The sequence below is a fragment of the Roseofilum reptotaenium CS-1145 genome, assembly GCF_028330985.1.
Taxonomy (GTDB): Bacteria; Cyanobacteriota; Cyanobacteriia; order Cyanobacteriales; family Desertifilaceae; genus Roseofilum; species Roseofilum reptotaenium.
Genome location: NZ_JAQMUE010000056.1, coordinates 1 through 21,524, shown reverse-complemented (window position 1 = coordinate 21,524; position 21,524 = coordinate 1). Strand labels below are relative to the sequence as shown.

The following is a 21,524-nucleotide window of genomic DNA, read 5'->3' as shown; positions in this document are numbered from 1 at the left end:
CATGAGTTTTGCGAGGTTCCCTAGAAAATGACCTTTAATGATGTGGTCGAAGTGGTTAAACAACTCTCTACGGATGAAAAAAATGTCAAAACTGACCCAAGCTCTCGATCGGATTAGCAACCGACTCGCCACATACTCACCCCATCGCTTTAATGATTTATGTCCCCGTCTTGATATCTCAGAAATTGAGAATTTTATGCAACCGCTATCTTTCAGATTGCCCGCCGATATTGACGTTCTTTATCAGTGGCATGATGGTGATAATCATGAAGGATTTCTCTTTGCCGACTATAACTTTCTCTCTCTAGAATTGGCGGTCTATAAATATTACGAAGTCATCGACGAAGATCTGGATATACTGGGAGAAATGTATGAAGAAGATACACCGGGTATTACCGAGCTATTTAAAAACTGCCTTCCTCTATTTGAATTTTGCAATAAAGATGATGTACTGATCGCTGTTGACTGTAGAGATTTAGATGCAAGTCCTATTTATTCTTATGATCTGTCTAATCGTAACTTTGCTAAACGCTATCACTCCTTCACTGATTTGATCTTGCATTTAGCAGATTGGTATGAATGCGCCCAGTTTTCAGAAGACAAAAACTGTTGGGAACTGAGAGATTCTGTGGTGGAACATCAACTTAATGTGAACCATATGGCGCGAGACTACATTACTCGACTGGTTCGCCAAGGTCAATCTATTCCAATCTATGAGCAATTCTTGGCAGAGAATCAACTTGAAGATCCAAAAACTATCTCTGAAGTGGGTTTGCCATTTGCTCCAGAAGAAACCCGATTACAAAGACAGATTCGGAACTCTCTTCAACTGGCAACGCATACTGCACCAATACCTAATAGACCAGAAATAATTTACACATTTAGGGGGACTTGTGCAGATGGAGAATTAGTGACCGTTGAGCTGCGTTGGCAACACTATCAAGATTCTCGTAATCTGCAATCTTATCAAATTGGCTACTTTCTTTACAACAATACTATTCTGTATCTATTGTCAGTATCAGCGTTTAACCAGAATCAAATAGCTGGTCGTTTTTTTCGCCATGAAGGACAGCTCAAAACGCTTACTGAAAAGTGTAGACAGCACAACGGTTGCTTGAAGTTAACGCGAGATGCTTCCGATCGCCATTGGGTGCTTAGAATGTATGGTGTCAGCACTTGTGGTACTCATTGGTCAGTTGATAAAATACATACATTGATCTGGCGATTTGATCTGACAACACTTACCGTGAGTTACTCTGAATTTACAGAAATTGATGCTTCTCAATAAACAGCTAAAATGACCTGTAATCGACTCAGGGCAAGGAAATTAGGTCGAAGGCTAAAAAATGGCTGTTTATACCCGAAGGAAAACTCTCCCCCTGACTGGATCGGTACTCGATTGAGGTAAAGACCTTGTTCTGTATAGTTTTGAGCCAGATATCAGCGCCGATTTTATCTAAGTCCCGCTAGAACTAGAAGCAGCAAATAATGGGCGATCGCCCCTTGTGCCACAATCCGTAAACTGTTAAGATATGTTAAGTCATCTCTCAACCGGTCACTAAATCCTATGGGTGCTGCGGTATCTCTGCAAAACGTCTGTAAAGTCTATAACAAAACTCCGGTAGTCGATCGCCTCTCCTTTGCGATTCAACCTGGAGAAATGTTTGGCTTACTCGGGCCCAATGGAGCAGGAAAATCAACCACCATTCGTATGTTAACCACCCTCACCCGACCGACCGACGGGCAGATTGAGGTTGCCGGTTATGATGTGGTGCAACAAGGACAACAGGTGAAGCGTAAAATTGGCGTGGTATTGCAACAAACCAGCGTCGATATTGATTTAACCGTTTGGGAAAATATGGAGTTTCACGGGCGCTTACATCATATTCCGAATCGAGTGCGCCAAGAGAAAATTAATCAATGGTTAGAGTATGTCGAATTAGCCGATCGCCGTCAAGACCGAGTAAAAACCCTCTCTGGGGGCATGAAACGCCGTCTACAAATTGCCAGAGCGCTGCTTCATGAACCCGATATTTTATTCCTAGATGAACCCACTGTCGGCCTAGATCCCCAAACCCGTCGGCGATTGTGGGAAATCATTCGTGGCTTAAACGAGCAGGGAATGACCATGTTACTAACCACCCATTATATGGAAGAAGTGGAATATTTATGCGATCGCATCGGCATCATGGATGGGGGACATTTAATTGAACTGGGAACCCTAGAAGAATTGCGACAAAAACATGGAGAAGGCTTAGTCGTCAAACAAAAAGGCGATCGCTGGGATTACCTGTTTTTCCCCGACTTAGCCGCAGCCAACGAGTATCTAGAACAGCAACCTGATAAAACCGGTTTAATGGTTCGCCCCTCGAACTTAGAAGATATCTTTGTCGAATTAACCGGAAGACAGTTAGACTAAAGGGTCTAGGTTATCAGATCCCAATTATGCCCCGTTTAGCCACTACAATTGAAGCAATTCTCTACTTAAAAGGTCAACCCGTTAGCTTAAATGACTTGTCTGAATTAGCCCAATGCAGCAAGGACGATACCGAAGAAGCCTTAATTGAGTTAATTTCCGATTATGCTCACCGGGATAGTGCCCTAGAAGTTTTAGAAACCCCTTCTGGCTATAGTCTGCAATTACGAGAATCCTTTCAAGAGCTAACCCATAATTTACTTCCGGCTGAGTTAGGGGTAGGTGCGCTGCGAACCTTAGCGGCTATTGCCTTGAGTGGTTCCATCTTACAAACCGAATTAGTAGACTTGCGTGGCAGTGGTGCTTATCAGCATGTCGGAGAACTGGTAGAATTGGGATTAGTGCGTAAACGCAAAAAAATGGGCGATCGCACCTTTCGCTTACAAGTCACCCCTAAATTTCATCAATATTTCCAATTAGAAGACCTCCCCCAACCCTTCAGCTCCCTGAAAGAAAGTTTAGTCGCCTCCCAAACCCTCGAAGAACCAGAAACCGAATTACCCGAACCTGAACCCTCTTAAATCAAAAATTCTTGCTACAAATGCGCATTGTAGAGACAAGACGTATCTTGTCTCTACTCTGATAGGGCACAGTCTGGTCTGTAAGTCCTAAGCCTCTCTTACCTCTTCCTTAATAATCTTAAGGATATCATCGTTAATATTACGAGGACTAGAAAAATGCAACTTATCCTTTTCCACTTGCAGTACCCGTTTTACAACCTTTTGCACTTCTGGCGAAGCTTGCTTAAGCGGTTCTAAAACTGAATCATGAGTTGGATTCGAGCGAGTAGAAGTCGTTTTGTATCCGGATTTCTTCGCTGAAACAATCCGGGAAATCCGCCCTAGAAAACTATCAGAATAATGAACACTCATAAGCACTCAACAGAAGACCCTTCTTTATTGTACCCAATCTTACAAATCTAGAAGGCCGTATTCCTTCTGAAGTCCTAATAATTGCCCGCGAGCTTCCCCCGCATTATCCGCTAAATCAGCAAATTCTACAAACCTCTGTAGCTCTTTCCTCAACAGGTTACGCTCCACATCCCAAGTTTGTCGATCCAAAGGCGGAGGAACCACAATCAGATCAAACAATGTTGCCCGTTGCTTATGGGGATGGGGGCGTAAAATTCGCCCGCGACGTTGGATAAATTGCCGCGGGTTACGACTACTCGCAAGAATAATAGCCGTTTTAATCGCAGGAATATCCACCCCTTCATCTAAACAGCGCATCGCAATTAATCCTTGGAGTTCCCCTTGCTCAAACTGATGACGCAGGGTTTCCCGTGCAGATAAAGAGGTATTAGCGGTATAGGTATTCACTCGATAGCCTAATTCTACCCCCAATAATCGGGTAACAGCAGCAATTTGTCGATCTGAAGAATCGCTGGTTTTGCCCTCTTGCGCTCCATCGCCACAGTAGAATAGAGTATGGCTGGTTTGCAGGCGCGGTTGCATAATTGTTCGCAGTTTATCAAGTTTATTTTCGGCATTAGCAATTAACCGGGAACGCCGAATCAATAACGCCGTTAACGTCTCATTCTCCTCTAATTTCTCCCCCGCAGCCAAAGCCCAACCAATGCGCGTGGTTAATTTGGCATATTTATACGCTTCACTTTCCGTTAAATGCACCAAAACTGGATAATACAAATAATGGACCAATGCCCCTTGATCAATGGCATCTTTCAAGGTCAATTCTGGGGGAATTACCGGGCCAAAATAATTAAAAATTGCCTCCGTTCCCGTCTGATCGAAAAAACGCTCTGGAGTGGCAGAAAGGGCTAACCGCAGTCCTACATGTGCCGGTAAACTCTCTTCTAGTTTTGCTGTCCCCAGATTATGGGCTTCATCTCCCACAATTAACGTCTTTGAAGGAAAATACGCCAACTGGGACTGAAATCCATCCCCCAGTAACGTCGAGTTGGTCGTAATCACACAGAGAAAGACCTGCTTCTGGACTTGCACATTATAAAGTTGAGTCGATAACTCGTGTTGCCAATGGCGTACACGTTCAAACGCTAAAATCGGCAACATCCCAAAACGTTCGCATTCTCGCCCCCATTGAGCCACCAAATGACGGTAAGGACAAACCACAATTAAGGCTTGTAAGCCAATACATTGATACAGTTGGACCGCAATAGCTAAAGCGGTAATCGTTTTGCCACTCCCCGTTGCCATTTTCAGTGTTCCCCGTCCTTGATGGGCAAACCAATTTGTCACTGCTTGTTGTTGATAAGGTCGCAGTTGAATTGAATCTGGAATACAGGGAAACATCGTCTAGTATAGGGCTTCTCGCTTGGCAAAAGGTGAAAAGTAAAAGTATCCGTTTTTTCGGGGATGGAATACCGTAAAATCGTCAAAATTCATATCCCATAACCTATTACTTATTATCTATTATCTATAAATTAAAGTAGTCTCGAGAAAAAGCCCATAAAACTTAAGACTTTCTAAAGATATCCCCCAAAATCCAAGATGATCCGGTGTTAATATACAGTAACCCTCTTGGGGGAAATTTCCATTGCAGTATTGAACGAGAGAGCAAGTATGGTCAGTCAAACTAAGATTACTAACCTGGAAGAACTAGAAGCCCTAATTGCCCGCGTGAAAACCGCCCAAGTGCAATATGCCACCTATAGCCAAGACCAGGTGAATCACATTTTTAAGAAAGCGGCTTTAGCCGCTAATGCAGCTCGGATTCCCTTAGCAAAAATGGCTGTCGAAGAAACGGGAATGGGAGTAGCTGAAGATAAGGTGATTAAAAATCATTTTGCTTCAGAGTTTATTTACAATAAGTATAAGAATGAGGAGACTTGTGGGGTAATCGAAGAGGATAAATCCTTTGGGTTTCAGAAAATAGCCGAGCCAGTGGGTATCTTAGCGGGAATTGTACCCACAACTAACCCCACATCAACGGCAATTTTTAAGGCCCTGATTAGTTTGAAGACGCGCAATGGAATTATTTTTTCTCCCCATCCACGGGCGAAACAATGTACGATTGATGCAGCGAGAATTGTCCTAGAAGCGGCAATTGAAGCGGGTGCGCCCGAGGATATTATTGGCTGGATTGATGAGCCGACGGTTCCCTTATCCCAGGCTTTGATGCAACATCCTGATATTAAGCTAATTTTGGCAACCGGTGGACCGGGAATGGTGAAAGCCGCTTATTCTTCAGGTAATCCATCTTTGGGTGTGGGAGCTGGAAATACGCCGGCATTGATTGATGCTTCGGCTCATATCAAAATGGCAGTTTCTTCCATTATCTTGAGTAAGACGTTTGATAATGGCATGATTTGTGCCAGTGAACAATCCGTGATTGTCGAAGATGAAGTCTATGATGAAGTGCGGCAAGAGTTTATTGCCCGGGGCGCTTATTTTGTCACTCCAGAAGAACGGGAGAAATTAGCCAGTAAGGTATTGGTGAATGGTCGCTTGAATGGGGAAATTGTCGGTCAACCGGTGCAGAAATTGGCGGAAATGGCTGGTTTTTCGGTTCCGGAGCAAACGCGGGTGATTTTAGCGGAAGTGGATAAAATTGGCCCAGAGGAACCGTTTTCCTACGAAAAATTATCTCCCATTTTAGCGATGTATCGGGCGACAGATTTTGAGGATGCGGTGGATAAAGCTCGTGGCTTAGTTGCATTTGCCGGTCGGGGTCATACGGCTGCATTGTATACAGCGACCTCGAATATGGAGCATATTAAGCGGTTTGAAGACCGGGTGGAAGCTGCAAGAGTATTGATTAATACGCCGTCTTCTCAAGGGGCGATCGGAGATATTTACAATTTCCGGCTCGATCCATCTTTGACCCTGGGATGCGGAACTTGGGGCGGAAATTCGATTAGTGAGAATGTGGAACCCAAGCACCTGTTGAATGTTAAGACGGTGGCAGAGCGTCGGGAAAATATGCTCTGGTTCCGGATTCCGCCTAAAGTATACTTTAAGTATGGGTCGCTTCCGGTGGCGATTCGGGAATTGGCGGGCAAAGAACGAGCATTTATTGTTACTGATAAGCCTCTGTATGATTTGGGGATGACTAATTCTCTGGAGGAAGCGCTGGAAGAGATTGGTCTGAAGTATGATGTGTTCTATGATGTCGAACCCGATCCGTCTTTGGATACGGTGAATCGAGGATTGACCTTGATGAAAACCTTTAATCCAGATGTGATTATTGCTATTGGTGGGGGGTCTCCCATGGATGCAGCCAAGATTATGTGGTTGTTGTATGAGCATCCAGAGATTGAGTTTGAAGGGTTGGCAATGCGATTTATGGATATCCGCAAGCGGGTGTATGAGTTACCACCGTTGGGTGAGAAGGCGATGCTGGTGGCGATTCCGACGACTTCGGGAACGGGTTCGGAGGTGACTCCATTTGCAGTGGTGACCGATCGCCGCAATCATATTAAGTATCCTTTGGCTGATTATGCCTTAACGCCGAATATGGCGATCGTCGATCCTGAGTTAGTCTTGAATATGCCCAAGAGTTTAACTGCTTTTGGGGGGATTGATGCCTTAACTCATGCGATCGAAGCCTATGTTTCTGTGTTAGCGTCCGAATATACTAACGGATTAGCCTTAGAAGCAATTCGCCTCATTTTCAAATATCTACCGGATGCATACGAAAAAGGAGCCAATGCACCCAAAGCACGGGAAAAAATGCATTATGCTTCCACCATGGCGGGAATGGCCTTTGCCAATGGATTTTTGGGAATTTGTCACTCGATTGCCCACCAATTAGGAGGAACGTTCCAGATTCCCCATGGGTTAGCCAATGCCCTAATGATTTCCCACGTCATTCGTTACAATGCTACCGATGCGCCCTTTAAGCAAGCCACCTTTTCTCAGTATAAATATCCCAATGCTCGCTGGCGCTATTCTCGGATTGCTGATTATCTCAACTTAGGAGGAGAAACCGAAGACGAGAAGGTTTCCCTGTTAATTCAAGCCGTGGAAGATCTCAAGCGCAAGGTGCAAATTCCCTCTAGTATTAAGGAATTCATTAAAGAGGATGAAGCCGCATTTTTTGCCCAATTAGATCAGGTGGCAGATCAGGCTTTTGATGACCAATGTACAGGCGCAAATCCCCGTTATCCTTTGATTACGGACTTAAAGCAACTGTTAATTGATGCTTATCACGGGAATTTAGATCTAAGCGTGAATGGCTCTAATGGTAAGGCTTTGGTTGCACCTGTAGAGCGTTTAACGGAAGTTACTCATTAAACCTTAACAAGGGTGAGGGTTTACTCGTCAAATCCTCTCAATAATGAGACCTAATTGTAGGGGCAAACGGCTGTTTGCCCCTATTTCATAAAGAAATAATTGAATAGAATTAAAGCTACACCTAATCTTAAATTACGCCATATTCTTGGCAATTTGATCCTGTAACCCTTGCCGAAACTCACGCAGAAGAGCATTTTCCCCCATTTCACAGCGTCGCTTTAGAAAATCTAGTATGATCTGCTTCGATAAAATTGGTAAAATCTGAGAACCATCCTGCACTTGATACTCCCCATCCTGGAGACCATAAATCAATAAATCCTCGCTATCAAAGCGCCACACTTCAGTTACACCCAACGCCTTATAAATGTCTAACCGATGTAAAGAACTGCTGGTAATATCCACTTCAATTGCGAGGTCAGGAACTGGATCGAGGGTAAAATCAAAGGACATTTTACCTCGTACTAGAGCCTCATTTTGAATATAAAAACACTCATCTGGCTCAATCCCCTTTTGCAAATCCTCACGGCTTAATGTAGTCGAACCCAGACTGGCTACCTCTAAACCCAAAATTTCCGTTGTTATGCAGACCAAACGCCCTAAAAAGCCCTTACTGATCTCATGTTCTGGTAAAGGAGCCATGATTTCTAATACCCCCCGATCAAATGCTAACTTTTTATTGGAAGATTCTGCTAAATCGACCAATAAAGCCTGATAAGTTTCCCACCGTACTCCATGAAGTTGTGTAACACGTTCTGGCTTGACTAATGTTTGAGTTGCCATACCTCTTTCCCCCCTATTACCTATTACCGCGCGAAGCGCTGTCTTACTTTGTCGTCATCGTATGTACCCCATCCCAGGAATCTGGGGGAGGATTGTGTAAATAAACCTGAGAACGTTCTACGTGAATCGTAATCGCTTTATCCATGGGATCGAGGGTTTGTGCTTGCTCAAAATACTGAATGGCTTGGCTAAAGTCCCGATGAATATATGCAGAGCGTCCTAAATGGTATAACTCCAGTGCCTCTTGCTGCTGGGAGTCTAGAGCCACTTCTTTATCGCCAATCACTTGATAAATACTGACGGCTTCATTTTTACCTTTGACTCGAATTTTATCAAGTTCTCTGACCCACAGGCGATCGCCGCACAACTTATAAGTATTCTCACTAATAATAATATCACAGCCATATTCCTTAGTCACTCCTTCAAGGCGAGCGCTCAAATTCACCCCATCTCCAATCACCGTATAATCCATACGTTTGCGAGAGCCAATATTTCCCGATACCACTTCTCCGGAACTAATGCCAATCCCAATACGAATATGGGGCTGATTCTCCATAAAGCTACTGTCATTAAAAATCTGTAATCTTCGGCGCATATCTAAAGCCGATTTCACCGCCATCCAGGGATGATTCTGTAAGGGAAGAGGTGCGCCAAAAACTGCCATCAAAGCATCCCCAATAAACTTATCTAAGGTGCCTTTACAATTAAAGACTGCCTCAACCATAGTTTCAAAATACTGATTGAGTAATGTTACCACTTCCTGAGCGCCTAAATTTTCCGTCAGTGTTGTATAGCCACGAATATCCGAAAACAGAATAGTGACATCTTTTCGCTCTCCAATCATCAGAGAATCATTATCCAATGCCATCACTTGATCGACCACATCCGGATTCATATAGCGATACATTGTGGTCTTCATGCGTTTTTCTTGACTAATATCTTCTAACACCACTAATCCGCCTCTGACTTCACCGCTCGGATTGGTCAGAGGATTAACCGTTAAATTAATACTGCGATCGACTGCTCCTACATCTTTAGCAGAGATTTTGACTTCATTGGGATCATTCCAAGGAATAAACCAATCTGGGTCGGTTGGGTCTTTAATCGCTAACTTAAAACATCTTTTATCCCCATGAAGAGGATAAATTCCAACTTTTAAATCCTGCTCAGGAATATATTGCTTAGTACCATTTTTTAGACTATCTTCTATTCGCATCTTTAGGTTTTCAATAGGGACAACCTCCCAAACCTTACGTCCAATTAACTTAGACTCCCAGACCTGAATTTGAGTTTTCGTCTCTTCTGAATTCCAATAACATCCCAACAATTCTAGCGCGGCTTCATTAAGGGTGACAATTTGACCCTGCATATCTGTAGACACAACGGCATCCGATAAACTTTCTAAAATATCTTTTTGATATTGTTTTTCTAACAAAACACTTTCAAACAATTGGGCATTCTCTAGAGCCATCCCTGCCTGAATATTAAAGGCTTGCATAAACTCTTCATCAGAACCGGTAAAGCTCCCTTGTTCTTTATTAATCAGTTGAGTTACGCCAATGAGTTTTTTAGATGAATTAAACACCGGCATACATAAAATATTGCGCGTATGATAACCCGATCGCCGATCTGTACTCGGATCGAATCTGGGGTCTTCATAGGCATTCGGAATATTCAGTAATTCTCCAGTCGAAGCCACATAACCGGCAATCCCTTTATTGGTAGGAATACGGATTTCTAATGGGGTTTTGCCATCAGCCTTAGCAATTTTTGTCCAAAGTTCTTGGTTTTCTTTGCTGAGTAAAAATAACGTACTGCGGTCAGCCTTCATCAAATCTCGCGCTTGTGCCATCACGGAGTTTAAGGTCAATTCCACATCCAAGCTCTGACCGAGGGTTTGGGTTGCTTTTAAGAGGGCTTCAGCTCCCCGTTGATTGCGAGCAGCCATATAAAAAGATTGACAAGTCTCTAAGATGATGCCAATGGATTCAGAAAAATCTTTAAAGGTTTCTTGGTCTTCAGCCGAAAAGGGTAATCCCCCAGCTTTATTAGATAATTGTACCACTGCCACAACTTGCCCTTTACTGCTAACAATGGGCATACAGAGCAGGCTTTTGGTTTGATAATTGGTTTGTTTATCAAGTTCGGGTTGAAAGAGGGGATGAGTCGGGGCATCTTCAACATTTAAGCATTCTCCAGTGATGGCCACATGACCAGCCATACCCACATGGAGAGGAAAGCGAATTTCAATCGGCTTTTCGGCATCCGGTTGATTGATTTTTGACCATAACTGCCCCTTATCTTCATTCACCAAGAAAATCAGGGTGCGATCGGCTTCCAAAATTTGCCCAATTTTGAGGGTGAGGGCATCTAATATCTGTTCCAACATGGCTTCTAGAGCTTCATTGTTGATTAGCTCGATCGCCCTTAAAAACTGCTGAAATTCAGCCGTGATAAAATCGAGTAAACAAATAAACTCTTTAACCGGGAGGTCTTTCACCCTCGCGGTTAAGGCTCCCATCATGTTCACTTGGGCAAGAGTCGCCAGAACGCTGCCAGTGTTGGGTAAGGTCATAGGAATGCCAAGCTACAAGATTTCATTTCTTATTGTATGTTAACTAGATTTAGGGAATAGGGAATAGGGAATGGAGAATTATACCACCGATCGCATTAGATCGGGGACTGAGTCCCTTGAATGTTATTCTTCTTACAGACCTCCCTACTATTATGTAGTATAATATCGAATTATCTCTGACGATATACCACAAGAGCCTTACCCATTACCCATTCCCCCTAATTGTTTCGGCTGTCGCCGACATGAAAATTATTAAGTGTTAATTGATATGGATTCAGTAGAAGAAAGAATTGCCGTCTTACTGATTGACGATCAACCCATTATCAGTGAAGCCATTCGTCGCATGGTAGCCGATCAGGACGATATTGGCTTTTTTTATTGTAGCGATCCGACTGAAGCATTTGATATCGCCCAACAGTGCCAACCTACAGTAATCTTGCAAGACCTGGTAATGCCACAAATTGATAGCTTACTGTTGGTTAAATTTCTGCGGTCTCATGACTCTTTTACCTGTCATATTCCCTTGATTGTATTGTCAAGTAAGGAAGATCCGATCATCAAAGCCAAAGCCTTTGAACTTGGAGCAAATGACTACTTGGTAAAACTACCTGACCAGAGAGAAATTATTGCTCGCATTCGCTATCATTCCAAAGCTTACTTAAACTTCCTCAAACGACAGGAAGCAGAACAATTATTTAAAGCAGAAATTATGCGTCAAGCGGCCTATATTGAGCAGGTTGGTAAAGTCACCACAGCAGCGTCAGAAGTCGAACAGGATAACTTTCAGCCGGATGGTCTGATGGAAGTCGCTCAACGCAGTGATGAATTGGGGCAACTGGCGCGGGTGTTTAGTCAGATGGTGAAAACTGTGAAATCCCGTGAGAAAGAATTAACGGAAGCCAATCAAAAATTGGAAGAGTTACTAACGGCTTTTGGACGCTTTGTCCCTCATGAATACTTGCGTTTTTTACGCAAAAAAAGCATTACTGAATTGCAGTTAGGAGATCATGTTAGTAAGGTAATGGCAGTAATGTTTTCTGACATTCGCTCGTTTACAACCCTTTCAGAGTCGATGACAGCTAAAGAAAATTTTTCTTTTATTAATACTTATTTGCAACTTGTAACCCCTAGAATTCATGTCCATCATGGATTAATTGTCAAATTTCTCGGAGATGGAATTATGGCCGTTTTTCCAGAGACTGCAAATGATGCATTGGTTGCAGGAGTAGATGTATTTAAAGAGGAGAAGGAATGGAATCAGGAACGACGAAAAGAGGGAGAAAAACCGATTGAGATTGGTATTGGGCTTCATGTTGGTCATATTATGTTGGGGATGGTAGGGGAACAAAATCGGATGCAGGGGGATGCGTTTTCTGACAGTATCAATTTAACGGCACGGCTGGAAGGATTGACTAAGTTTTATGGCGTTTCACTGTTAATTTCGGAGGAAGTGTTCAACCATGCAACTAATGCGGATGAATTCCAGTTGCGCTTTTTAGACCGAGCTATTGTCAAGGGACGGAATGAGGCGATCGCCGTTTACGAGGTTTTGGATGCAGCCGATGATACCATGAGGGAGCTAAAGCTAAAAACCCAACCAGATTTTGAACAGGGCTTATCTTTATATCAGCAAAAAGACCAGCTCGAAGCCGCGAGAGCCTGTTTTGAAAAGGTTATTGCCGTCAATCCTACAGATAAAACAGCTCTGCTCTACTTAGACCGAATTGCTCAATTACTGCTCAAGGGTGTGCCAGAAGATTGGAGTGGAGTATGGAGTTTTACAGAAAAATAAGACAAGAATTAATCTCATTGATATACGAAAATCGATCCATAACCGATATCTCATAGCTATTGGAACGTTATCATTTTTAATTGATTCAGGGGAGCGAGAATGAAATTATTATCGATAAAACTGTGTAACTTCCGGCAATTTTATGGACAAACACCAGAAGTTAAGTTTGCCAGTGGCACTCAGAATATCACGATTATCCACGGGAATAATGGATCGGGGAAAACAACGCTATTAAATGCATTTACTTGGGTCTTATATGAACGGTTTACGGCGGCGTTTGCAGCTCCTCAACAGTTGGTCAATAAACGCGCACTTTCGGAAGCACAGGAAGGGAAAGCTGTTAAATGTTCTGTAGAATTGCAGTTTGAACACGATTATCAGCGCTATCGGGTTGAGCGGCTTTGTCGAGCTTACCATCGAGGAAAAACGGTAGAATATGGTCAGACTGAGTGTTCGATGTGGATATCAGGAGATGATGGACGATGGCGGTTAACAGACTATCCAATAGATGAGGTAATTGGACGAATTTTACCCAGGAGTTTACATCAATATTTCTTTTTTGATGGGGAACGGATTGAGTCTTGGGGACGAGAGGAAAAAAAGGGAGAAATTGCGGAAGCGACTAAGGAATTGTTAGGGATAGAAGTGTTCGATCGCGCCCTTCGACATTTGAAGGAATCTCAGAAAAGTTTGGAAGGGGAATTAGAGAGGATTGGCGATCCACAAACGAAGCAGTTTTTAAAAGAAAAAGATGACTTGCAAAAACAACGACAAACAATCAGCGATCGCCAAGCAGAAATCACCCAGGAATTGAACTCCCATGCTCACATTAAAGAGGAGTTAAATAACGAACTCCGAAACCTCAGTGGAGCAGAAGAACTACAAAAGCGCCGCGCAGATTTAGAAAAGCAACAACAAGAGTTAAGGGAGAGGTTAAAGCAGCTTAAGTCAGAGTTAAAGCATACTATTTCGGGTCAGGCATATACGGTTTTTTTACCTTCAGCAATTGAACAATTTAGAGCTTTAATGGAGCAGTTACGTCACCGAGGAGAGTTGCCTAGGGGCATTAAACAGCAGTTTGTCCAAGATCTACTGGCGCAACACCAATGTATTTGTGGAACACATTTGCCTGAAGGGAGTCACGCTTATGCCTTAGTCGCGCAGTGGATGAATAAGGCAGGAGTAGGGGATGTCGAGGAAAATGCCTTAAAGTTGTTGGGAGAGGTTTCAGAGCTGGAAAATAAGGCTGAGTCATTTTGGAAGACGCTCAACACGTTACGCAACGAAATGGATCAAAAACGTCAAGATTTGTCGGCAATTGAGACTCAGTTAGATACGGTTAAATCTAAGCTGAGAAGTTATCCAGATTTGGATATTCAAAGTTTGCAAAAGCGTTTAGATCAAACTGAATCACGGATGAGTGAGTTGGAGCGGGAAACGGGAGCCAATGAGCAGAAAATCAAACTATTAGATGCCGATATCGCCCAAAAAGAGAAGCAAATTGCTAAACATCAATCGAATGAGAAAAAACAGCAATTGGGGCAAAAGCGGATTCAGGTAGCCGTGGAAGCGATTAACTGTATTGCAGAAATGAAATATCGCTTAGATACGGAGTTTCGACTAGAGTTAGAAGGGCGAGTTCAGGATGTTTTTCAGCAGATTTCGTTTACCCCCTATTCTCCCCAACTGAGTGAAAAGTATGAGTTAAGCTTGATCGATAAAACCACGTTATTTGAACATCCTGTAGCCGCGTCCACGGGAGAAAATCAGATTTTGAGTTTATCTTTTATTGGCGCAATTATGGATCGGGTGAGGCAATGGAGCCAAGAGCATATGCATCTGGGGCCAGATAGTAGTACATTTCCGATGGTGATGGATTCTCCCTTTGGCAGTTTAGATGAAGTGTATCGTCGTCAAGTGGCGAAAGCGCTGCCTCAACTGGCTTCTCAGCTTGTGGTATTGGTGACGAAAACCCAGTGGAGAGGGGAAGTGGAGGAGGAAATGGGCGATCGCATTCAACAAGAGTATGTTTTAGTCTACCATTCCCCTAAACCGGATTGTGAAGCCGATGCCCTCTCTCGATTGGGTCAACACTATCCCCTGGTAAAACCTAGTGATAATGAATTCGAGTATACAGAGATTGTAGCGCTTGGCGCTGGTAATGATGGGTAATGGTTAGGAAATCTTGACACCCATCGAACGCACTATTTCACCATTGGTGTTAACTGAGCGATCTCCTGAGATTTAAGCTGCAACTGAACTTGGACTTGGAGGGGTTAAACCTTCTTCTTGGCAATACTCAAGATAACCCGCGATCGCTTCTTGAGCATTGGCGATCGCTTCTTCATAGCTATGTCCATAAGAACAAGGTTGCATGGCTAACTGAGCAAACTCTGGTAGAGTTACTAGATAGAGTTTGTCTTCTTCTGACCATTGGATGAGCAAACTATACCGGTAATTCATTCTTCTGTTTCCTCCCTTTCTATCGCTTCTAATTGTTGAATTGCTTTCTTTAAAAGTTTTTCTAGATACAATGGTGTATCTTGACCATCTCTAAAAGCAATAGTAATTAATAGTTGTAGTTGTGGATGTTTCCAGTTTTGATGGCTTCCCTTCCCACGGCGTTGCACAAATCCTAATGCAATTAACTCAGCCTTATACTCTCGGATTTTTCTCGGCATAGCTATCTTGCCTAATTTACATCATTTCACTAGATTGATTGTGCTATGGCTGAGGGTAACACTTTACAGTGCTTTGCGTAATGCAGTAACGGTGGAAATAAAGTGTTCGGCAACTCGATCGATTTCTGATTCCGTATTGAATCGACCGATGCCAAATCTCACTGAAGCATAGGCAAGTTTTTCTTCTCGGCCTAATGCTAACAGGACATGGGAGGGAGCAATTTTAGCAGAGGTACACGCGGAACCCGAGGATACGGCAACGACAGGTTGTAATCCTAACAATAGAGCCGATCCGTCTATCCCTTCTACACTAATATTTAAATTACCAGATAGCCTTTGAGTCGGATGACCGTTGAGGTAAATCCCGTCTAGGGAACTTAATGCGCTCCACAGTCTTTCTCTAAGTTCGATTAAGCGTTTGCTTTCGGTTTCTTGTTCTGCCATTCCTAGACGCACAGCTTCCGCAAAACCGACAATTTGTGGAGTATAAAGAGTTCCCGATCGCAGTCCCCGTTCATGGCCACCCCCGTGAATTTGGGCAGCGAGCTTGACTCTGGGATTGCGTCGGCGCACGTATAAGGCTCCAATACCTTTGGGGCCGTAGACTTTATGGGCCGTTAAAGACAGTAAATCGATCTTCATTTCCTGGACATCCAGGGGAATTTTACCGATCGCCTGAGCTGCATCCGTATGAAAGAGAACTTGGCGATCTCGGCAAATTTGGCCGATATCTGCTAAAGGTTGAATAACTCCAATCTCATTATTGGCCGCCATCACCGATACCAGAAGGGTATCCTCGCGAATGGCTGATTGTAATTCCTCTAGATTGATTAACCCTTGAGCGTTGACTCCCAGATAGGTAACTTCAAAGCCCAAAGCTTTTAAATACTCACAGGGATCTAAAACGGCATTATGTTCAGTAGTAACAGTAATCAGGTGGCGACCCTTGCTAAAGTACGATTCAGCAACTCCCTTGATCGCTAGATTGTTGGCTTCAGTCGCTCCACTGGTGAAGATCATCTCTTCTGGAGTACCCCCAATGGCTTGAGCTAAAATCTCTCGCCCACAGCTAACGGCGGCTTCTGATTCCCATCCATAGACGTGGGTAACACTGGCTGCATTACCAAAGCGATCGGTGAAGTAGGGCAACATAGCCTCTACTACTCGCCGATCTACGGGCGTAGTCGAATGGGAGTCAAGATAAATGGGTCGCTCAGACATATTCTTGAAGATTGCAGTAGAATCAGGGCACAGATCTTGCCCATATCCTCAAGCCTAAAACAAGAATATGAATTCTGAAACCTTAGTGCAACTGTTACAACAAAGCTTCCATGTGACCCTAGGAGCAACTGCTTCTTTCGCCGAAGTTCTGCAAGATGAGCAGAAACGGGAAGAAAGCTGGCGCAAACTGACCCAAGAGTTAGCAGAGCTGACTCGAGAATGGTCAGAAAAGGGCAAAATCACCGAAGAAGAAGCTCGCAATTTTGTTGATAATTTGATGAAGCAAAACGGGAATTCCCCAGATACTGCTTCTGAATCTGACTCTTCTGGAATAACTGAACAACTGGAAGCACCGACCGCTTCAAATCCTCAAGTAGAACTTGAAGAACTGACTGAGCAAATCGCGACTTTACGCTCTGAGTTAGAACAGTTGCGACAAGAAGAAAGTTAGATGGACTACGAAACAGGGGATGAGTTGACCCAATCCCCTGTTCTAATTTCCAATCTAGTCATTATCCCATTCTTCACGTCCTAAGAGGTCTCCGATCCGGTCTCTAAGCAAGAAACTACCGTTTTCTAATTCACATTCAACGTAACCCCATTCACGGGCAGGAATGTATTTACAAAGAACATAAATGGGCTGCTGACGACTGATTACTCCGTTTTGTACAAGGCTGCGGGCCTCGTCTTGAATCATGCCTAAGGAGTAACGGATAGATTGAAGCATTTTCACCCTCTTGATGTTTGGAATGATTGTTTATGAGAACTTGGGAAGATAGGCAATTAATTGGATGATCGCCATCCATTGGATTTTAGCTTAAGTTCAGTATCCCTGGCTACAGAACTTTTTCCATTTTTACGCTATCAGACCCCTAATTATATTAAGATATTTTGCAAAAGTCATCAACTAATAACACTTTTCTGGTAAACCAGTTCAGTGGCCAGTTGAATAGCAGCGGTCATGCTGGTAGCATGGGCGAGTCCTTGGCCGGCAATATCAAAGGCCGTTCCATGATCCGGTGATGTGCGAATAAAGGGTAAACCAATGGAGGTGTTGACTGCTCGATCAAAAGCCATCATTTTCACCGGAATTAACCCTTGGTCGTGGTAAAGTGCCAGGTAAGCATCATGGGTCTGGGCAGCAAACGAGGCGTTATACCACGCTTGAGCCGGTTTAACCCATAAGGTATCTGGGGGTACTGGTCCATCTAAAGTGAGATGGGGATAGGCTTGGCGAGAGGCTTCCACCCAGGGAATGATCCAATCCATTTCTTCAGTACCGAGTTGCCCTTGCTCACCACTATGGGGGTTGAGTCCTGCGATCGCAATCCGAGGTTGACTCAGACCAAACTGGTCGCGCAAAACATTAACTAACAATTGTAGCTTCTGGTTTAGGAGAGTTGGTGTTAAGATTTCTGGAACTTTTGCCAGAGGGATGTGAGTGGTCGCTAATAAAGTAACCAATTGCCACTGGGTATGGGGAGATCTTCCCACAAATAGCATCCCAAATTGCTCTGTACTCGATTTTTCCGCTAACAGTTCCGTTTGTCCCGGATAATCATATCCAGCCGCTTTCCAAGCCGATTTAGCGATTGGCCCCGTGACAATCCCTTGAAAGTGGCCACAGAGCGTTTGAGAAATAGCCTCTTGCAAATAAGCAAAACTAGCCCATCCACTGGCCCCATTTCCCTCTCCTAACTTCAGTTCCTCGGCTACCTCATCCGGCAGGGGAATATCGAGAATCGATAAATCGTCAGGATTAGCTAGGAGTTGTCCATGGGGAGCTAAACGGCTGTAGGTTTCCTGTAAAATGGAGGCAGACCCAACCACCGTCATCTGAATCTGCTCCTGAAGCTGGCGATCGGCAAGTGCTTTCAAAATAACTTCCGGGCCAATTCCCATGGGATCGCCCATCGTAATTGCTAAACGGTGAGTCATAAGTTCTAGATGAATCAGTTCAATGGTGCTATTGTCCCATTCCCCATTCCCTGTTCTACAATCAACCTATAGGCTTACTCCTAAGTTTCTAGGCTTGAGTCTCTACCCCTTGATCATTCACCTTAAAGGATATTACTTAAACCATGGGCGCTGAAATCTTTAATGCTGCACTGTTATCTTCCAGTTTAATTATGGTGGGCCTAGGTTTAGGCTTCCTGCTGCTGAAAATTCAGGATAGCGTCGAAGGCTAATCTGAAGTAGCTTAACTCAAGTTTACAGCGATTCGCTGTAACACTTTCATGCTTGGCGGGGAGAGTTCCCCGCCTTCTTCGTAGCGATTCGGACTGGAAGTGGATCGCTGAGATCTGTGGCGATCGCCAGAAAAATCATGAACAAATGTCAAGATTCTTGAAGTTTTCTGATAGACTCTTATAAAAAGTTAACGTTTTGTAAATATATATCCATTATCAATGACTTTATTAATTGTTGGAGCCACAGGCACACTAGGAAGGCAGATTACCTTCCGCGCCCTAGAAGAAGGGCACTCCGTTCGTTGTTTAGTGCGGAATTATCAAAAAGCCGGATTTCTAAAAGAACGGGGAGCTGAACTTGCCCCAGGAAATTTGTGTCAACCTGACAGTATCAAAGAAGCGCTTCAAGGAGTCACCGCTGTCATTGATGCGTCTACCTCCCGTCCGACCGACTCCCTGAGTATGAAAGAAGTAGACTGGGAAGCCAAAGTCTCCCTGATTCAAGCGGTCAAAGAAGCGGGTATTGAACGCTACATATTTTTCTCGATTCTGGATGCTGACCAATATCCCCAAGTGCCGTTAATGGCTATCAAGCACTGTACAGAACTGTTCTTGAAGCAAGCAGAACTGAACTATACCATTTTTCAGTTAGCCGGCTTCATGCAGGGACTCATTCCCCAGTATGCCATTCCCATCCTTGACCAACAGGGCGTTTGGGTGATGGGAAAATCTTCACCAGTAGCCTATATGGATACCCAGGATATCGCTCAATTCGCCGTGCGGGCCTTGAGTGTGCCAGAAACTGAAGGGCGAACATTTCCCCTTGTCGGACCAAAAGCGTGGAGTGGAGATGAAATCATTGCCTTATGCGAAAGACTCTCTGGACGACAAGCCAGAGTCTCGCGAATGCCGATCGCCTTATTGCGAGGGGTTCGTCGAATCGCTCAATTTTTCCAATGGACATGGAATATTAGCGATCGCCTCGCCTTTGCGGAAGTTCAAGCCAGTGGGAAGCCTCTGAGCGCCCCTATGGATGAAGTCTATACTGTATTTGGCCTTGACCCCAAAGACATCACTACCTTAGACTCCTATATGCAGGAATACTTTAGCCGTATTCTCAAGAAACTCAAAGAAGTCGAATACGAGCGCGAGAAAATGAAGCAAAAAAGTAAAAAACGGAGAAGCCCGTTTAAATCTCGTTCCTAGAAAACTGTAGATTAGCGATCGAGATTCAACCCCTTTGAAGTACAATCCTTAGACAAATCATTTAGAAAACCTTCTCAATACTGGTATTAGCGTGCCCGAAGCTGGGATTATTTACAACGACATTAAACCAACTGCCTGTCGAGTCGCAGAAGAACTAGAACAACAACTGATCCAACGGGGATGGACGGTGCGACTGGCGACAGGTGCAGGGGGAATATTGGGATACTCCCATCCCGATCGTCCCACATGCCATACTCCCATCGATCATCTGGTTCCCCCAAACTTTACGTCACAGATGAAAATTGCGATCGTCCTTGGCGGCGATGGCACGGTGCTTTCAGCAGCTCGACAAGTGGCCCCTTGCGGTATCCCCATGTTAACGGTGAATACGGGTCACATGGGATTTCTGACGGAAACCTATATTAATCATCTCTCAGAAGCCATCGATCAGGTGGAGAACGACAATTACACCATCGAAAACCGCATCATGTTAATGGTGCGCGTTTATAGCGAGCGTTCTCAGAATACTCCTCAAACTCAAGATAACACCAAACGTCCGAGTATATGGGAAGCGCTGTGCTTAAACGAAATGGTACTGCACCGAGAACCGCTCACCAGTATGTGCCATTTTGAAATTCAAATCGGTCACCATGCCCCGGTTGATATGGCTGCTGATGGAGTTATCGTATCAACACCGACCGGTTCAACCGCCTATTCCCTGAGTGCGGGAGGAGCGGTAGTCACGCCTGGAGTTCCGGTCCTACAACTGATGCCCATTTGTCCCCATTCCTTAGCCTCACGCGCTCTGGTTTTTAATGACAGTGACCCGGTAACGATTTATCCCGTGTATCCCAATCAATTAGTGATGGTGGTTGATGGCAATGGAGGCTGTTATGTCTCTCCTGAAGATGAAGTGGTCATTGAAAAATCACCCTATTTGGCTCGGTTTATTCGCCTACAGACCCCGGAATTCTTCCGTATTCTGCGGGAAAAATTGGGCTGGGGATTGCCCCATATCGCTAAACCGACCTCAGTAGAGTTGCCTTAATGGTGGCGATCGCCTATAATTAGGCCCAAACGGTCAAACCACTGAGGTGACTAGCTCAACGGCAGAGCAGGAGACTCTTAATCTCTTGGTTCAGGGTTCGAATCCCTGGTCACCTATACAGGGTAAATCAGTTGCAACCAGTGACTCTCATCCCTGAACCAAGAGATTAAGAGTCTCCTTCACACACTTTCAACACAAACTCATCCTACTGGACTGGCAAGCTTAAAATTGTGGGTAAAGGTGGTTAAGTTTAATGCGAGCATCGTCCGTCGTGAATTGCCATTGGATTTTCACTTTTTCCCGATTTCTTTCTTCTTGCCAGTGCGCTAATTCTACTTTCAAT

The 21,524-nt window shown here is 44.1% G+C and carries 19 protein-coding genes and 1 tRNA gene; 11 read left to right on the top strand and 9 right to left on the bottom strand.

All coding sequences use genetic code 11. The features are described 5' to 3' along the window. Positions 1-82: 82 nt before the first annotated feature. The 3 genes from PN466_RS09465 (at position 83) to scpB (ending at position 2,997) form a co-directional block, all read left to right on the top strand. On the top strand, positions 83-1,288 hold the full coding sequence (locus PN466_RS09465) for an SMI1/KNR4 family protein (protein WP_271939033.1): 1,206 nt from the start codon (positions 83-85) through the stop codon (positions 1,286-1,288). 279 nt (positions 1,289-1,567) lie between these two features. After that, entirely contained in the window at positions 1,568-2,419 is an 852-nt protein-coding gene (locus PN466_RS09460) for an ABC transporter ATP-binding protein (RefSeq protein WP_271939031.1), read from the top strand. A gap of 26 nt (positions 2,420-2,445) precedes the next feature. Next, positions 2,446-2,997 (top strand): SMC-Scp complex subunit ScpB, encoded by a 552-nt coding sequence (gene scpB, locus PN466_RS09455; RefSeq protein WP_271939028.1) that lies wholly within the window; start codon positions 2,446-2,448, stop codon positions 2,995-2,997. A gap of 87 nt (positions 2,998-3,084) precedes the next feature. Here the strand turns inward: scpB and PN466_RS09450 are convergent, their stop codons facing one another. Then, on the bottom strand, positions 3,085-3,348 hold the full coding sequence (locus PN466_RS09450; protein WP_271939025.1) for a hypothetical protein: 264 nt from the start codon (positions 3,346-3,348) through the stop codon (positions 3,085-3,087). Positions 3,349-3,387: 39 nt separating this feature from the next. Next, the gene (locus PN466_RS09445; protein WP_271939022.1) at positions 3,388-4,746 is read right to left on the bottom strand and encodes a DNA phosphorothioation system restriction enzyme; all 1,359 of its coding nucleotides are present in this window, start codon (positions 4,744-4,746) and stop codon (positions 3,388-3,390) included. A 270-nt stretch (positions 4,747-5,016) separates the two neighbouring features. Here PN466_RS09445 and adhE point away from each other — a divergent pair, with 270 nt between their 5' ends. Then, positions 5,017-7,689, top strand: a complete 2,673-nt coding sequence (adhE, locus tag PN466_RS09440; protein WP_271939020.1) for a bifunctional acetaldehyde-CoA/alcohol dehydrogenase — start codon at positions 5,017-5,019, stop codon at positions 7,687-7,689. 132 nt (positions 7,690-7,821) lie between these two features. Here the strand turns inward: adhE and PN466_RS09435 are convergent, their stop codons facing one another. Further along, complete coding sequence (locus tag PN466_RS09435) at positions 7,822-8,469, bottom strand: Uma2 family endonuclease (protein WP_271939018.1); 648 nt, start codon at positions 8,467-8,469, stop codon at positions 7,822-7,824. 43 nt (positions 8,470-8,512) lie between these two features. Further along, the gene (locus PN466_RS09430) at positions 8,513-11,044 is read right to left on the bottom strand and encodes a GAF domain-containing protein (protein ID WP_271939017.1); all 2,532 of its coding nucleotides are present in this window, start codon (positions 11,042-11,044) and stop codon (positions 8,513-8,515) included. 268 nt (positions 11,045-11,312) lie between these two features. Here PN466_RS09430 and PN466_RS09425 point away from each other — a divergent pair, with 268 nt between their 5' ends. Next, positions 11,313-12,836, top strand: a complete 1,524-nt coding sequence (locus PN466_RS09425; RefSeq protein ID WP_271939016.1) for a response regulator — start codon at positions 11,313-11,315, stop codon at positions 12,834-12,836. A 99-nt stretch (positions 12,837-12,935) separates the two neighbouring features. Further along, on the top strand, positions 12,936-15,008 hold the full coding sequence (locus PN466_RS09420; protein WP_271939015.1) for an AAA family ATPase: 2,073 nt from the start codon (positions 12,936-12,938) through the stop codon (positions 15,006-15,008). A gap of 72 nt (positions 15,009-15,080) precedes the next feature. Here PN466_RS09420 and PN466_RS09415 read toward each other — a convergent pair whose 3' ends face one another. From PN466_RS09415 to PN466_RS09405, 3 genes are all read right to left on the bottom strand, one after another. Then, positions 15,081-15,299: a type II toxin-antitoxin system HicB family antitoxin gene (locus tag PN466_RS09415; RefSeq protein ID WP_271939013.1), complete on the bottom strand. Its 219-nt coding sequence runs from the start codon at positions 15,297-15,299 to the stop codon at positions 15,081-15,083. Next, on the bottom strand, positions 15,296-15,517 hold the full coding sequence (locus PN466_RS09410) for a type II toxin-antitoxin system HicA family toxin (protein ID WP_271939012.1): 222 nt from the start codon (positions 15,515-15,517) through the stop codon (positions 15,296-15,298). Before PN466_RS09410 ends, PN466_RS09415 begins: the two co-directional genes overlap by 4 nt. 63 nt (positions 15,518-15,580) lie before the next feature. Then, a complete protein-coding gene (locus PN466_RS09405; protein ID WP_271939009.1) occupies positions 15,581-16,738 on the bottom strand; it encodes a cysteine desulfurase family protein in 1,158 nt (385 codons plus the stop codon). Between the two features lie 67 nt (positions 16,739-16,805). Here PN466_RS09405 and PN466_RS09400 point away from each other — a divergent pair, with 67 nt between their 5' ends. Further along, positions 16,806-17,189 (top strand): hypothetical protein, encoded by a 384-nt coding sequence (locus PN466_RS09400; protein WP_271939007.1) that lies wholly within the window; start codon positions 16,806-16,808, stop codon positions 17,187-17,189. A 54-nt stretch (positions 17,190-17,243) separates the two neighbouring features. On the opposite strand, the gene PN466_RS09395 is transcribed toward PN466_RS09400, so the two are convergent. Then, positions 17,244-17,465 (bottom strand): DUF4327 family protein, encoded by a 222-nt coding sequence (locus PN466_RS09395; protein WP_271939006.1) that lies wholly within the window; start codon positions 17,463-17,465, stop codon positions 17,244-17,246. A 176-nt stretch (positions 17,466-17,641) separates the two neighbouring features. Continuing rightward, positions 17,642-18,676 carry a 4-hydroxythreonine-4-phosphate dehydrogenase PdxA gene (gene pdxA / locus PN466_RS09390; protein WP_271939005.1) on the bottom strand — a complete coding sequence of 345 codons (1,035 nt, stop codon included), beginning with the start codon at positions 18,674-18,676 and terminating at the stop codon, positions 17,642-17,644. 143 nt (positions 18,677-18,819) lie between these two features. Between pdxA and petM the strand changes: the two genes are divergently transcribed. From petM to PN466_RS09370, 4 genes are all read left to right on the top strand, one after another. After that, entirely contained in the window at positions 18,820-18,927 is a 108-nt protein-coding gene (gene petM, locus PN466_RS09385; protein ID WP_271939003.1) for a cytochrome b6-f complex subunit PetM, read from the top strand. Between the two features lie 219 nt (positions 18,928-19,146). Continuing rightward, on the top strand, positions 19,147-20,133 hold the full coding sequence (locus PN466_RS09380; RefSeq protein ID WP_271939001.1) for an SDR family oxidoreductase: 987 nt from the start codon (positions 19,147-19,149) through the stop codon (positions 20,131-20,133). 91 nt (positions 20,134-20,224) lie between these two features. After that, the gene (locus PN466_RS09375; protein WP_271938999.1) at positions 20,225-21,181 is read left to right on the top strand and encodes an NAD(+) kinase; all 957 of its coding nucleotides are present in this window, start codon (positions 20,225-20,227) and stop codon (positions 21,179-21,181) included. Between the two features lie 44 nt (positions 21,182-21,225). Next, positions 21,226-21,297: transfer RNA gene (locus tag PN466_RS09370), tRNA-Lys, on the top strand. Positions 21,298-21,524 lie beyond the last annotated feature (227 nt).

Bases quoted from the DNA above. Each gene is read 5' to 3' on its own strand.
- PN466_RS09465 (WP_271939033.1), top strand. From the start codon at position 83: ATGTCAAAACTGACCCAAGCTCTCGATCGGATTAGCAACCGACTCGCC.
- PN466_RS09460 (WP_271939031.1), top strand. From the start codon at position 1,568: ATGGGTGCTGCGGTATCTCTGCAAAACGTCTGTAAAGTCTATAACAAA.
- scpB (WP_271939028.1), top strand. From the start codon at position 2,446: ATGCCCCGTTTAGCCACTACAATTGAAGCAATTCTCTACTTAAAAGGT.
- PN466_RS09450 (WP_271939025.1), bottom strand. From the start codon at position 3,348: ATGAGTGTTCATTATTCTGATAGTTTTCTAGGGCGGATTTCCCGGATT.
- PN466_RS09445 (WP_271939022.1), bottom strand. From the start codon at position 4,746: ATGTTTCCCTGTATTCCAGATTCAATTCAACTGCGACCTTATCAACAA.
- adhE (WP_271939020.1), top strand. From the start codon at position 5,017: ATGGTCAGTCAAACTAAGATTACTAACCTGGAAGAACTAGAAGCCCTA.
- PN466_RS09435 (WP_271939018.1), bottom strand. From the start codon at position 8,469: ATGGCAACTCAAACATTAGTCAAGCCAGAACGTGTTACACAACTTCAT.
- PN466_RS09430 (WP_271939017.1), bottom strand. From the start codon at position 11,044: ATGACCTTACCCAACACTGGCAGCGTTCTGGCGACTCTTGCCCAAGTG.
- PN466_RS09425 (WP_271939016.1), top strand. From the start codon at position 11,313: ATGGATTCAGTAGAAGAAAGAATTGCCGTCTTACTGATTGACGATCAA.
- PN466_RS09420 (WP_271939015.1), top strand. From the start codon at position 12,936: ATGAAATTATTATCGATAAAACTGTGTAACTTCCGGCAATTTTATGGA.
- PN466_RS09415 (WP_271939013.1), bottom strand. From the start codon at position 15,299: ATGAATTACCGGTATAGTTTGCTCATCCAATGGTCAGAAGAAGACAAA.
- PN466_RS09410 (WP_271939012.1), bottom strand. From the start codon at position 15,517: ATGCCGAGAAAAATCCGAGAGTATAAGGCTGAGTTAATTGCATTAGGA.
- PN466_RS09405 (WP_271939009.1), bottom strand. From the start codon at position 16,738: ATGTCTGAGCGACCCATTTATCTTGACTCCCATTCGACTACGCCCGTA.
- PN466_RS09400 (WP_271939007.1), top strand. From the start codon at position 16,806: ATGAATTCTGAAACCTTAGTGCAACTGTTACAACAAAGCTTCCATGTG.
- PN466_RS09395 (WP_271939006.1), bottom strand. From the start codon at position 17,465: ATGCTTCAATCTATCCGTTACTCCTTAGGCATGATTCAAGACGAGGCC.
- pdxA (WP_271939005.1), bottom strand. From the start codon at position 18,676: ATGACTCACCGTTTAGCAATTACGATGGGCGATCCCATGGGAATTGGC.
- petM (WP_271939003.1), top strand. From the start codon at position 18,820: ATGGGCGCTGAAATCTTTAATGCTGCACTGTTATCTTCCAGTTTAATT.
- PN466_RS09380 (WP_271939001.1), top strand. From the start codon at position 19,147: ATGACTTTATTAATTGTTGGAGCCACAGGCACACTAGGAAGGCAGATT.